This window comes from Enterobacter sp. PL_is511 (assembly GCF_055816065.1).
Genome location: NZ_JBVPGP010000021.1, coordinates 205,246 through 219,148, shown reverse-complemented (window position 1 = coordinate 219,148; position 13,903 = coordinate 205,246). Strand labels below are relative to the sequence as shown.

Annotated in this window: 8 protein-coding genes; 3 read left to right on the top strand and 5 right to left on the bottom strand. The window is 58.2% G+C overall.

The window, feature by feature from the left end; all coding sequences use genetic code 11:
- Window positions 1-55: 55 nt before the first annotated feature.
- Together acrD and narQ are read right to left on the bottom strand one after the other, a co-directional pair.
- A complete protein-coding gene (gene acrD / locus AC0TN7_RS10380) occupies window positions 56-3,169 on the bottom strand; it encodes a multidrug efflux RND transporter permease AcrD (RefSeq protein WP_024907572.1) in 3,114 nt (1,037 codons plus the stop codon).
- A gap of 142 nt (window positions 3,170-3,311) precedes the next feature.
- On the bottom strand, window positions 3,312-5,006 hold the full coding sequence (gene narQ / locus AC0TN7_RS10375; protein ID WP_024907573.1) for a nitrate/nitrite two-component system sensor histidine kinase NarQ: 1,695 nt from the start codon (window positions 5,004-5,006) through the stop codon (window positions 3,312-3,314).
- Window positions 5,007-5,158: 152 nt separating this feature from the next.
- On the opposite strand from narQ, the gene aegA reads away from it, so the two are divergent.
- The 3 genes from aegA to AC0TN7_RS10360 all read left to right on the top strand — a co-directional run bounded on the left by aegA (window position 5,159) and on the right by AC0TN7_RS10360 (window position 8,940).
- The gene (gene aegA, locus AC0TN7_RS10370; protein WP_024907574.1) at window positions 5,159-7,135 is read left to right on the top strand and encodes a formate-dependent uric acid utilization protein AegA; all 1,977 of its coding nucleotides are present in this window, start codon (window positions 5,159-5,161) and stop codon (window positions 7,133-7,135) included.
- A 66-nt stretch (window positions 7,136-7,201) separates the two neighbouring features.
- Window positions 7,202-7,795 carry a GDP-mannose pyrophosphatase NudK gene (gene nudK / locus AC0TN7_RS10365; protein WP_024907575.1) on the top strand — a complete coding sequence of 198 codons (594 nt, stop codon included), beginning with the start codon at window positions 7,202-7,204 and terminating at the stop codon, window positions 7,793-7,795.
- 101 nt (window positions 7,796-7,896) lie between these two features.
- On the top strand, window positions 7,897-8,940 hold the full coding sequence (locus tag AC0TN7_RS10360) for a DUF1176 domain-containing protein (RefSeq protein WP_024907576.1): 1,044 nt from the start codon (window positions 7,897-7,899) through the stop codon (window positions 8,938-8,940).
- Between the two features lie 47 nt (window positions 8,941-8,987).
- On the opposite strand, the gene ygjK is transcribed toward AC0TN7_RS10360, so the two are convergent.
- Genes ygjK through AC0TN7_RS10345 form a run of 3 tightly spaced genes read right to left on the bottom strand, consistent with a single transcriptional unit; the run spans window position 8,988 to window position 13,880 of the window.
- Complete coding sequence (gene ygjK, locus AC0TN7_RS10355) at window positions 8,988-11,333, bottom strand: alpha-glucosidase (RefSeq protein ID WP_024907577.1); 2,346 nt, start codon at window positions 11,331-11,333, stop codon at window positions 8,988-8,990.
- A gap of 14 nt (window positions 11,334-11,347) precedes the next feature.
- The gene (ygjJ, locus tag AC0TN7_RS10350; protein ID WP_024907578.1) at window positions 11,348-12,406 is read right to left on the bottom strand and encodes a protein YgjJ; all 1,059 of its coding nucleotides are present in this window, start codon (window positions 12,404-12,406) and stop codon (window positions 11,348-11,350) included.
- Window positions 12,407-12,443: 37 nt separating this feature from the next.
- Complete coding sequence (locus tag AC0TN7_RS10345) at window positions 12,444-13,880, bottom strand: amino acid permease (protein ID WP_024907579.1); 1,437 nt, start codon at window positions 13,878-13,880, stop codon at window positions 12,444-12,446.
- Between the last annotated feature and the right edge of the window lie 23 nt (window positions 13,881-13,903).

Here is a 13,903-nt window from a genome sequence, read left to right as displayed (position 1 = left end):
TTAATCACACAATAAAAAGGCGGCCGATAAAGCCGCCTTTTTTTATTTCAACCACTTACTCAGGACGTTCCTTCAGCGGGAAGCGGCGACGCACCAGCACAAAGAACAGCGGAACGAAGTAAATGGCCAGAATGGTGGCCGAAATCATGCCGCCCATCACCCCCGTCCCGACCGCATGCTGGCTGCTGGAGCCTGCACCCGTACTGGTTGCCATTGGCAGAACACCAAAGACAAACGCCAGCGACGTCATCAGAATCGGACGCAGGCGCTGACGGCAGGCGTGCAGCGTAGCGGCCATCAGCTCGTGGCCTTTGGCATTCATCTCGTTGGCAAACTCAACGATCAGAATGGCGTTTTTCGCCGACAGCCCAATGACGGTGAGCAGGCCCACCTGGAAGTAGACATCGTTCTCCAGGCCGCGCATCCAGGTCGCCAGCAGCGCACCGATAACCCCAAGGGGCACCACCAGCATGACCGAAAACGGGACCGACCAGCTCTCATACAGTGCGGCAAGGCAGAGGAAGACCACCAGCAGCGAAAGCGCATAAAGCGCAGGGGCCTGCGCCCCGGAGAGACGCTCCTGGTAAGACATGGCCGTCCACTCGAGACCAAAACCGGCGGGCAGCTGCTGCACCAGTTTTTCCATGGTGTCCATGGCAGTACCGGTACTGACGCCCGGCGCGGCTTCCCCGACGATTTCAACCGCAGAATAGCCGTTATAGCGCTCCAGGCGCGGCGAGCCGCTCTCCCAGTGCGAATTAGCAAAGGCGGAGAACGGCACCATGCCGCCAGCATTATTTCTGACAAACCAGCGGTTTATATCGTCCGGCAGCATGCGGAACGGCGCGGCGGACTGGACATACACTTTTTTCACGCGTCCGCGGTCCATAAAGTCATTCACATAGCTCGAGCCCCACGCCGTCTGCAGGGTGTCATTGATATCGTTGATCGAGACGCCCAGCGCCTGCGCCTTACGCTGATCGATATCCACCTGGAGCTGCGGACTATCATCAAGGCCGTTATGGCGAACGCGGGTCAGGCCCGGATCGTTGCCCGCCAGCGCTAGCAGCTTATCGCGTGCCGCCATCAGCGCCGTGTGGCCCGCCCCGGCGTGATCCTGCAGCTCCATATCGAAACCGGCAGAACTGCCCAGCCCGCTTATCGCCGGCGGACTGCTGGCAAAGACGCGCGCCTCTTTGATGTGCGCAAAGGCTTTAGTCGCACGTTCAATGATGGCAAATGACGTTCCCGTTCTGGTATCGCGCTCGTCCCAGTCCTTCAGGCGGACGAACATGCGGGCGACGTTCTGCCCGTTCCCGCCCGGACCGGAGCCGACGGTAGAGAAGACCGACACCACGTTATCTTTCTCTTTGGTGAAGAAGTATTGTTCCACTTTCTGGACCACTTTCAGCGTCTGCTGCTGCGTTGCGCCGCTCGGAAGCTGCACCGAGGTGGTGAACATCCCCCGGTCTTCCATCGGCAGGAACGAGGTGGGCAGGTGCAGGAACAGCCAGACCATGCCGCCCAGCAGCACAACGTAAATCATCATCCAGCGAAGGCTGCGGTGCAGTACGCGACCGACGGCAGATTCATACCGGGCGGCGTTGCGGTTGAACATCCGGTTAAACCAGCCGAAGAAGCCTTTCTGACCGTGATGCTCCCCTTTGTGCAGCGGTTTCAGAATGGTGGCGCACAGCGCGGGGGTGAGGATCAGCGCCACCAGCACGGAGAGCACCATCGCCGAGACGATGGTTATCGAGAACTGACGGTAAATCGCCCCGGTGGTGCCGCCAAAGAAGGCCATCGGGATAAAGACGGCCGACAGCACCATCGCAATACCGACCAGCGCCCCCTGAATTTGCCCCATGGATTTGCGCGTCGCCTGGCGCGGAGTGAGTCCTTCTTCGCTCATGATGCGCTCGACGTTTTCAACCACCACGATGGCATCATCCACCAGAAGGCCAATCGCCAGCACCATGGCAAACATCGTCAGGGTATTAATGCTGTACCCGAACGCGTACAGCACCGCAAAGGTCCCCAGCAGCACCACCGGGACGGCAATGGTGGGGATCAGCGTCGCGCGGAAGTTTTGCAGGAACAGGTACATGACCAGGAACACCAGCGCGATGGCTTCCAGCAGGGTCTTCACCACGTCCTCAATCGACGCTTTAACGAAGGAGGTGGTTTCATAGGCGACTTTATACTCCAGCCCGTGCGGGAAATACTGCGACAGCTCGTCCAGACGATCTAACACCAGTTTCGCCGTCGCCATTTCGTTCGCGCCGGAGGCCAGTTTAATTCCCAGACCGGAGGCCTGATTGCCGTTAAAGCGGCTCAGGTAGTCGTATTTCTCCGCCCCCATTTCCACCGTGGCGACATCGCCCAGACGCACTTCCGACCCGTCCTGATTCACGCGCAGGGTGATGTTGCGGAACTGGTCCGGCGTCTGCAGCAGAGATTGCGAATTGATAGTGGCGTTCAGGGCTTGCTTATCAACGGAAGGCGTTCCCCCCAGTTGCCCCACGGCAATCTGGGCGTTCTGGGCTTTAATGGCATCCGTCACGTCGGTTGCCGTCATCTGGTAGCTGTTCAGCTTGTTGGGATCGAGCCAGATACGCATCGAGTATTGTGAGCCGTAGGCGTCGATATCTCCGACGCCGTTAATCCGGCTGATAGGATCCTGAATATTACTGGCGACGTAGTCAGCGATGTCCTGTTTATCCATCGAGCCATCTGTCGAGACAAAGGCGATGGTCAATATGTTGGTATCACCGGTTTTACGCACGGTCACGCCCTGGTTCTGCACCGCCTGGGGCAGCTTGCGCATGGCCGACTGCAGCTGGTTTTGGACCTGCTGCACCGCTTCGTCCGGGTCGGTGCCCGCCTTAAAGCTCAGGGTGACCGTCGCCTGACCCGTGGCGCTACTTTGCGAGGACATGTACATCAGGTTATCCAGACCCGTCATGTTCTGCTCGATAACCTGCGTCACGGTATTTTCCAGCGTTTGCGCGGACGCGCCGGGGTAGTTGGCGGTGACGCGCACGTTAGGCGGTGCCAGGTCGGGGTATTGCTCAACGGGAAGTGAAGTAATCGCCAGGACACCTGTCAGACACAACAGGATGGCAAGCACCCAGGCAAAAATGGGGCGATCGATGAAGAAATTCGCCATGAAAGTGTGACCTCGTTTTGCTGCACGTCATTATTGTTTATTGCCCGCATAACTTTAGCGGTAAGGGGCAGGTCAAACGTGGAGAAATAAAGGAGATAATGTAAATTATCATGCGCTTTTCCCTGCGCTTGCCCCTTTACCGTTATTTACCTGTTAACGGCGTGGGCACCGGGAACGTCACGCTGACCAGCGTGCCGCCGTTTTGCGGCTGTGAAAAGTGTAGTGTTCCCCCAAGCCGTTGCGCGCGTTCACGCATAATGTTCAGCCCGTAGTGTCCCGGCGGCTCGCTGGCCTCGCCAATTCCGATCCCGTTGTCACGAATGCTGACGCAGTGCGTACCGTCCGCTGCCGTCACGCAGTTCACCGCGATTTCGCTGGCCTGCGCGTGCTTAATGGCGTTCAGCACGGCCTCACGCACGATCTGTAAAAGATGCACCTGCTTTTGCGCGTCCAGCGCCAGCGAGGAGAGGCGACAGTCGAGATGCAGCTTAGCCTGCGTCTGGCTCTGCAGGACGTCGAGGGACTCCTGCAGCGCCGCGGGTAAATTCGCGTGGTTCAGCGTCAGGCGGAAGGTAGTGAGCAGTTCGCGCAGCTGCTGCCAGGCGTTGTTCAGCTCGCGGGAGAAGTCTGAGATGATGGTCTGCGCCGGAGTATTTTCCTCCGGCACGGCGCGTTTGAGCAGCGCAAGCTGAATGCGCAGATACGACAGCACCTGCGCCAGCGAATCGTGCAGCTCGCGGGCGATGGTGGCGCGCTCTTCCATCAGCAGCAGCTGCTGGTAATGTTTTTGCGCCTGGTTAAAGTACAGCCCGCGCCCGAGCATGGTCGCCACGCTTCTCATCAGCGGAAGGGGGACGCTGTCCGTTTCGCTTTGCCAGCGCAGCTCGCCGTAAAGGGTGTCCTGCATCAGTACCGGCAGGTTTTGTAGAGGGATCCCCCTGGACTCCTTCCCTTCACACAGCCGCCAGTCGTCGCTGGTGCGCAGCTCCAGATAATTCATCTGCGTATAGTCATGTACAATCTGCAGGATATGCCGGAAACAGTGGCTGTCTATCTGGCCGGTATTCAGCGCCTGCGAGCACTTGAACAGCATGTCGAGCTGCTGGTGGGCTTCGTGCAGGTGCCGCGTTTTTTCCGCGACCGAAGCCTCAAGCGAACGGTAGAGCGTATCTAATTCGGCGGACATGTGGTTGAAGGCGCGGGAGAGCTGGCCCAGCTCATTCGGCAGGGCGGAATCCGGCGCCGGGGTTGCAAATTCCCCGCGCTCAACCCGTTCGCTGGCCGCCACCAGATTGTTAAGCGGCAGCACCACCTGGCGACGGATGCGTCGCAGGGTAAACAGCGTCAGCAGCAGGATCCCGAGAGCGCCTGCCAGGGAAAGCAGGGTCACCGTCTGAATCTTATGTTCGGTGTAGTGCTGAAGGGCGAGGACAAAGGCATCAATGCGGCCGACAAAATCTTCAATATTGTGTTGATACCACGCGCTGTCGCCGCGGGCGATGTGAGCATCCATCTCCTGCCAGGCCACGTGCAGCTGCTGGTAGCGTGCTTTAACATTGTCCGGGACGTACCAGCGGTTCAGCTTCTGCAGCGCAGGCGCGCCGAGCGTCTGTTGCCAGCTCTCGCGATGTGCAGCAAGGGAAGGGCTGTTGCGCTGCATCTCGTAGCCCAGACGATAGCTCTGCATGCGCAGCGAGCCGGCGATATTGATGGCTTCGGCATCACGCTGGCTGCTGGCCAGCGTCAGCAGCGCGACGGTGCTGGTCAGCACGGATAAAACAATGATCGAAAAGAAAGCCCAGGCAAGGCTTCCGGAAACGGGTCGTTTAACGGTCACAGAACGGCTCTCTGAATAAAATTGATCTGCCACAGGTTCACTGGAAATAATTGGGCATTCCGGGCATTTGAACATTGCCCGATCGCGCCGTGATGCGTAAATACCATACTCTTATAAAGAGAAAGGTTATTGAACCAAAAACAGGTGTGGTTATGAATCGTTTTATTATGGCTAACAGCCAGCAGTGCATCGGGTGTCGCGCCTGCGAAGTGGCCTGCGTGATGGCGCACAACGATGAGCAGCATGTCCTGAGCGAGCGCCATTTTCATCCCCGTATTACGGTCCTGAGATCCGGTGAGAAGAGCAGCCCCGTGACCTGTCATCATTGTGAAAATGCACCCTGCGCGCAAAGCTGCCCGAACGGTGCCATCAGCAAATGCGATGACAGCGTACAGGTGAATCAACAAAAATGCATCGGCTGTAAGGCCTGCGTGGTGGCCTGCCCGTTTGGCACGATGGAGATTATCGTCACCCCGCTCGACAACGGCAGCGTGAAGGCCTCGGCGAATAAATGCGATCTCTGTCTGACGCGGCCACACGGCCCGGCCTGTATCGAAAATTGCCCGGCAGATGTCCTCTCACTGGCGACGCCTGCTGTCCTTGATCATCTGGCGAAATCGCGCCGACAGCGCACGGCCTGCCTGGAGGCGCGGCCCTGGCATGCGGAGGCCGTCGGAGAAGATGCTCCGCGCACCAAACTGCAGCAGATGCAGGGGACGGCGCCACGCGGCGAGCCCGATAAACTGGCTGCCGCAGAGCGCGTAAGCCATTTTAACGAAATTTACCTGCCGTTCCGGGACGGGCAGGCCGCCCGCGAGGCGTCGCGCTGCCTGAAATGCGGAGAGCACAGCATTTGCGAATGGACCTGCCCGCTGCATAACCACATCCCACAGTGGATTGAGCGCCTCAACGCGGGGGATATCGCCGGCGCGGTCGAGCTTTCTCATCAGACCAACTGTTTACCTGAAATTACCGGCCGTGTCTGCCCGCAGGACCGATTATGCGAAGGGGCCTGCACAATACGTGAAGAGGCGGGATCCGTGACCATCGGTAACATCGAGCGCTATATCTCCGATCGGGCGCTGGCGATGGGCTGGCGGCCGGATATGTCCGCCGTCACGCCGACAGATAAACGTGTCGCGATTGTCGGCGCGGGGCCTGCCGGGCTGGCGTGCGCCGACGTGCTGGCGCGCAGCGGCGTGAGCGTGACGGTCTATGACCGGCATCCGGAAATCGGTGGATTGCTAACCTTTGGCATCCCGGCATTCAAGCTGGACAAATCGCTGCTCGCGCGGCGCAGAGAGATATTTACTGCGATGGGGATCCGCTTCGAGCTGAACTGCGAGGTGGGCCAGGACGTATCGATGTCGCAGTTAAAGCACGATTACGACGCCCTGTTTATTGGCGTGGGAACCTATCGTTCGATGAAGGCGGGTATCCCGCATGAAGACGCGCCAGGGGTCTATGACGCGCTGCCTTTCCTGGTGGGCAACACGCGGCATGTTATGGGGCTGGAGGCGACGGCCAGCGAACCGTTCATCGACACCCATGGCTTAAACGTGGTGGTGCTTGGCGGGGGCGATACCGCCATGGACTGCGTCCGCACCGCGTTACGCCACGGTGCGGCGAAGGTGACTTGCGCCTATCGTCGGGATGAGGCCAACATGCCGGGCTCGAAGAAAGAGGTGAAGAACGCCAGAGAAGAGGGCGCGGCGTTTGAATTTAACGTCCAGCCGGTTGAGCTGACGCTGGATCCGAACGGAAAGGTCAACGGTATCCGGATGCTGCGTACCGAACTCGGAGAGCCGGATGCGCAGGGACGGCGGCGACCGGTTCCCGTGGCGGGCAGTGAGTTCGTGATGGCCGCGGATGCAGTCATCATGGCGTTTGGTTTTAACCCGCACGCGATGCCGTGGCTGCAGGCGCAGGGTGTCGAAACGGATGACTGGGGGCGGATCGTTGCCTCCGTCGAGAGCCGTTACCGTTACCAGACGACTAACCCGCAGATCTTCGCCGGGGGCGATGCGGTACGCGGCGCGGATCTGGTGGTGACCGCCATGGCGGAAGGCCGCCATGCGGCGCAAGGGATACTCGACTGGCTGGGGGTTAACGCGCCAGAACATCATTAAACCGGCGGGCGACAAAGCGGGATTCACGGCGTAGTATAGGACGACTCATTGTGTCGTGGAGCCCGTATGACCCTGAAAATTGACGTTATCAAAGACAAAATTCTCTCTGAAAACTACTTTGTCCTGCGTAACATCACCTATGACCTTACGCGTAACAACGGTGAAGTGATCCGCCACAAACGCGAGGTCTACGACCGTGGCAATGGAGCAACTATTCTGCTCTATAACCGTGAAAAGCGGAGCGTGGTGCTGATCCGCCAGTTCAGGGTGGCGACATGGGTCAATGGCAACCCTGACGGACGTCTGATTGAAACCTGCGCGGGCCTGCTCGATGATGATGAGCCGGAAGTCTGCATCCGCAAAGAGGCCGTTGAAGAAACCGGCTTCGAAGTGGGCGAGGTCAAAAAGGTCTTCGAGCTGTTTATGTCGCCCGGCGGCGTGACGGAAATCGTCCATTTCTTCATCGCGGAATACAGCGACGCGCAGCGCACTCACCGGGGCGGTGGCGTCGAGGATGAAGATATCGAAGTGCTGGAGCTTCCTTTTTCCCGAGCGCTGGAGATGGTGCGAACAGGGGAAATCAGGGATGGTAAGGCGGTGATATTACTGCAGTATTTACAGACTACCGGGCTGATGAATACCCCTTTCGAACGGATATAGCCTGTTTTTCGGGTATATCTGATAAATCCGATTGAGCAACCCCGGCGGGAACACGAAGATACTGCCCAGTTATGCGTTTTCGTTCCGGGATTGTGTCATTCATGCGCTACAGCGTCTTTTTATTTTCCCTGTTTTGGGTGCTCCTCGCGCCGCAGGTGCGGGCTGCACCCGCGCAGCAAGCCTTTTCTGACTGGCAGGTGACCTGCAATAACCAGAACTTTTGCCTTGCCCGCAACACGGGCGAACATCGTGGTCTGGTCATGACGCTCACCCGAAGCGCCGGGGCGAAAACGGATGCCACGCTGCGTATCGATCTCGGCGGTCTTGATACGCCCTCCGTTAAAGAGCCTGAGATTGCTCCCCGCCTGCTGCTGGATAACGTTCCTCTGAAGCTCGACAAACAGCGCTGGCAGCTCACGCCCTGGCATCTGAAAACGGACGATGCGGCCACCATCACCGCCTTTCTGAAAAACATCCAGGAAGGGAAGGCCCTGACCCTGCGCGGCGGTAAGCAGGTCATTTCACTGAGCGGTCTGAAAGCCGCGCTGCTGTTCATTGATGCGCAGCAAAAGCGCGTCGGCAGCGAAACCGCGTGGATCAAGAAAGGTGACGATCCGCCGTTAAGCGTTCCGCCTGCACCCGCCTTAAAAAAGGTGGCGGTCGTCAATCCGACCCCGACGCCACTCTCCCACGCCGAACTGAACGACCTGCTGGACTATGGTACCGGACGGATGAACAGCAGCCAGTGCTCGCTGGATCCTAACCGCCGGGAAGTGCGCGTCACCGCGTTAACCGATGACAAAGCGCTGCTGATCGTCAGCTGCGAGGCGGGGGCCTATAACACGGTCGATCTGGCGTGGCTGGTATCACGTAAAAAACCGTTCACCGCCCGCAGCGTCAGGCTGCGGCTGCCGTTTACGCCGTCAAGCGACGGCAGTGAGATGGAGTTGATGAACGCCAGCTTCGATGAGAAGACGCGCGAGCTGACAACGCTCGCGCTGGGACGCGGTATGGGTGATTGCGGGATCCAGACGCGCTGGCGTTTCGACGGCCAGCGTTTCCGCCTGGTGCGCTACGCCGAGGAGCCCAGCTGCGACAACTGGAATGGGCCAGATGCCTGGCCCACGCTGTGGATCACGCGGTAGCTTTTCTGCCGGGTAAGCGCCACCCGGCAAAGCAGACCGCACCCTCGTTACTGTTTACGGAAAAAGTCGTTATACAGCATGTAAAGATGCGCCGCGCTCCAGGAAAAGTTAGGCGCGCCCTGCTGCGCGCCGGTCAGCGGGTTGTAGTTTTCCTGAATCGGGCCGTCGGACGTTAACCCCTTCGCGTGCTTAAAGAAGTTTTCTGCCAGCGTTTGAGCCTGCTCCCGGTAGCCATAGCGTTCCATCCCTTTCAGCCCAAACCAGAACTGGTCGACCCACACCCGGCCTCGCCAGTAGATATCCGGACCAAAGGCCGGGTTGGTTAGCGCGGCAGTCCCGAGCGGCACATACGTGTTGAACTCTTTCGGATCCAGCATCACCTTCACCACGGCATCCGCATGCGCCTGCGTTGCCGCACCGTTAAACAGCGGCGACCAGCCTTCCGGTCCTTTACCGCGCTCGACGATAGGCTTGCCCGCACAGCCGTTCGCCAGCGGTTTATCCTCGATACGGATGTCATAGTAAAAACCGCTTTTCGCGTCGAACATACAGGTATTGATGTAGGTCGCGAGCTTATCCGCCAGCTGGCGGTAGCGGCTGGCCTCCTGCTCTTTACCCAGCAGGCTCGCCATCTGCGCCAGATAGTGATTATCGCTGTACATGTAGCTCGCCTGGTCGACGGACTCCTGCAGCAGCGAATAGCCCAGCAGCTTGCCCTCGTTATCGCGATTTTCAGCAAACTTTACCGTCCAGTCGCTGCGCTTGCCGCCGTTTTCGACATAGTTATCCAGCTGGGCTTTATCGATAAAACCGAATACGGCGGCGTCATCGCGGCCTGATTCCCACGAGGCCGCAACCTGCGCCGGGATCTCCAGACTGTCGTAATGGCCCTTGTCGATCACCCGGGCATAGTTGTTCAGGCCGGAAAGCGATTCCTCTTTATCGCCTTTTTTGACCGTAAAGAGCATCTCCCCGCTGGCGGTGTTATGGGCTTTGTCACGGGTCGCGCCGTACTCCGGCACGCCGTTGCCGTTATGGTCGCGGTTGCGCAGCCACCAGTCGTGGTAGGCCACCAGTTTAGGGTACATTTCTGCCAGCCAGGCTTTATCCTGCGTGGTGTTATATACCTCCATCACCGACCACGCTGCCAGGCTCGGTTTAGTATTGCGCTCATTCCAGTTGCCGCCGTCGCCGCCGCGTTCCGGGCTCAGGTTCCAGGCGATGAGATCCGGCACAAAGCCGGCATCCTGCGGGCGTACCGGATCGTCGGGTTTGATTTGCCAGGAGAAGACCGCGCGAATGTTCTCTTTGGCGATATCCGGGTTGAAATGCGACATGGCAAACGCCTGTTTCCAGGTATCCCACGGCCAGGTCTGGTTGCCGGAGAACCACCGTCCGGTGACGGATGGCGTCACCGTGTTATAGCGTATCGCGCCGCCCGGCGAACGCCAGTTGCCGTTCAGCGTCTCGATGGCCTTCACCGCCACGCGGGTTTGCTCTGGCGTGGCGTTAGGGTTAGTTAACCCTTTCTGCAAATAGCCCTCCCAGCGCTGCTGCGAGGCCGTCATATAAGCGGCCGGGCGCGCCAGAATATCGCGGATCTGCACCTGCTCGCGCTTCACCTCATCGGCATTCAGCAGATGGGAGTAGGTGGTATACAGCGTGGTGCTGCCGGTAATGTGTGCCCGGCTGGTAAAGCGATGCCCGTCGACGGTGGTCTCGACGGGGAGGGATTTATGCACCTGATATTCGGAACTGCCGGAGGTCAGAAGATCCCAGGTGGAGCGCACTTTGCCAAAGGTCACTTTCAGGCCGTCACGGGTGGGGACCAGCCTGCGCTGGTAATCCGGATACGCGCCGTCGATGGTCTTATCCGACAGCGGTTTGCCCTCTTTGGCCTCCAGCTTTTCCAGCAGTTCGCCGTCCCACACCAGTTCCAGCGGTGCCTTGCTGGTGATGCGGGTCTCCAGCAGCGAGGTGCGCGCGGTGGCAAAGCGCAGCGTCATCACGATCTGCACATCTTTCGCGATCAGCTTTTGCACCAGCGCGCCGGGAAGGCTGTAAGCCTCAAGGGTAAAATCGATTTTTTTGCCGTTCTGATACACATTCAGGCGATCGAAATTGGTCGCCATAAAGTTAATGTACTCTTCGGTGAGCAGTGCTACGCCGGGAAATCCTCCCTGGGTCTGCGGCCCGTTCGGCAGCAAATGACCATGCCAGGCACCCAAATCGAAAAAGGGATTAAACCGCTGGTGGTCGTCAGCGTCGAAATCGTGCATGTATTCCGGAGCACCGGTACGGTTGATGACGTTTTTAAAATCAGCAGGAGCGGTGGCGTGAGCCGAAAAGCTGAGCGCCAGCGCGCAGGCCAGCGGTGTAAGGCTGAGTTTCATATCGGAAGATCCTTTTACCAGTAGACGTATTGCATCAGGAAGACCTGGTCGCTCGGGTCGCCGGAGGCATTTTTCATGTAAAAGCGGCTGTCGGCTGCGGTGGCAAAGCGTCCATCGCCGTACTCATACCAGATACCGAACTGCATAAACGAGGTCGTTTCATCGGCGGCATTGTCCGGGCGATGCTTTGCGTAGCTGTAAGCGGTGGAGAGATAGACGCCTTTTAACGCTTCAACCATGGCGCTGACCATATAGCCGGTTTCAGTCCCTGAGACGTCCTTGCCGCTGGCGCGTCCGGTGTGATGCCAGGCGCGCGCTGCAAGGTTGGGCGACAGAATGCCGGTCAGAAACAGTTGTCCCGTGCCGTCGGTGACCTCAAGTCCGTTCATCCAGGTGACATCTTTGACGATGTCATACTGGATATAGCCGTTCGCCATCGCCGGATAGGTATACTTATCGTCATAGCGATCGTATTTACCAAAATGCAGCCAGGCTTTGCTCTCGTCATGGTGCCCCGCAGGCGTGGCGGTGACGCTGTAGCGCAGGTTCCCGGAGAGGTTTTGTACCTTGAGCGCGTACATAATGTCGCGAGTGTTGGGGATCACGTAGCCCAGATCGGGCGTGAAATCTCCCCACCACTGCAGGTCATCAAGGGAGGAGTCCTGACGCAGGCTGAGCATGATCTCGGTGTTGCCGTCGGTTTTGTAGCCGCCGTAAAAGCGGTTAAGCCCACCTTCGAATCCGCCCCAGCTGTGGTCGGGCACCCAGGCGTTCCCCTGATGGTCAGCCTGTACGGTCCAGCCCTCGCCGTAAATCAGGCCGAACCAGTGCCCGTATTTCATTTCCAGACCGCTCTCAATGTAGGTGCCGTCACTGTATTTATGTTTATTCTGACCTTCTAAATCCATATATCCGCCAACCCCCAGCTCGCCATAAAAACGAAACGACGGAGAGGTAATTTCCGGGGTTCGGGTATCGTCATGTTCAGCGGGTCGGGCTTCTTCTGCGGCAAATGCCGGGCAGCAGAAAGAGAGGGCAGCGAGTGCCCCAATTGTTTTCTCTTTAATTTTCATGCACTCATCCCAGTGAAAAATATCCATGCCTTCAGCGTTAGTGAAGATTTGAGGCAGGTGACGCTTCTGTTTGTTGTTGTTCTTTTGATAATCCCTTGACGTATTTGCTGTATTTCCACCAGGCAAATCCGAGGAATAACACAATGCCACCGACGTTATAGAAAATAATCGTCAGAATATTGGCACCGGTGGGGAAAGTTGAGGCCACAAAGCCGATGGCAAAAATCACAATCAGCATCGACACCACCACCATGCCCGTGGTGCGTGAGCCCATTTTGAAGTCGCGCGGGAGATGATCGAGCTTACGGCGCAGGTTCAGGTAGGCCAGCATGATGAACAGCGGCGGTAACATTGACGCGGCCGCGGTCATGTTGATGACGGTATTCATCAGCTCCTGCGCGGTGTTCGACCCCATGGTTGGGATAATCATGAGCGGAATGACGATCAGATACTGGATCCACGCCGCCCGCGCCGGTACGCCGTTCTCGTTCAGCGCCACGGTTTTTGGCCCAAAGATGCCGCTTGGGATCTCAGAGAAGAAGATTTTGACCGGGGTTGCCGTCCACATCAGCAGGGAGCCGAACATCGCGGTAAAGGAGACCAGGCCGACGAAGCGGTTCATCAGCACTTCCGGCAGGCCAAACCATACCGCCAGGCCGTGGAACACCTGTACCGAACCACCGGTGAATTTCAGCTCTTTGCTGCTGATAAAGACGTTAATCAGCACCGAGGAGATGGAGTAGAGCACGCCGATGAAAATCCCCGCCAGAATGATCACCCTGACGAAGGATTTTGACCCGCCCTTCACGTCGTTAACGTATACCGCAACGGACTCTGCGCCCCCGGCGGCCATAAATATCCAGGTGGTGATGCCGAGGAAGGCCCAGTTGAAGTTGGGGATCATCGCGTCAACGGTAATCGGGTCGGCTGGCTGCACGCCGCCCACCAGCGCCGCGCCGGCCAGAAGAATATAGGAGAGGGTCAACAGCAGCATGAGCGTTGAGGTCACCGACGTGATCGGCCCCAGCATCTTCGCCCCGTTGGTGGACACCCAGGTCGAGAAGGCGAACAGCACCATGCTCAGTACCGTGGTGGCAAACGGCGTAAGAATGTACTCATAGCCCAAAAAGGCGTAAGAGGCGTAGGCGATGACGCGCGGTAATAACGAGGTGAAGAAAAACAGGTTCACGAACCAGTAGGTGTAGGCGGTAATAAACGCCCAGCGCCCGCCCAGCGAGCTTTTCACCCAGGCGTACACGCCCGCTTCGGAGTTTTTATTCAGGGAGACAAACTCCGCGATGATTAAGCAGAAAGGAATAAAGTAGAACAGGGTGGCTAAAAAGAACATCGGCGCGGAGGCCAGCCCCAGCTCGATGTTGTTATTAATCACGTTGTTAAAACTGAATACGGCGGCAAACGTCAGCGACAGCAGGCCGAATTTGCCGATGGTATTACGCTTGGTAGTTTCAGACATAACCTATCTCCGGGTACGAGGAG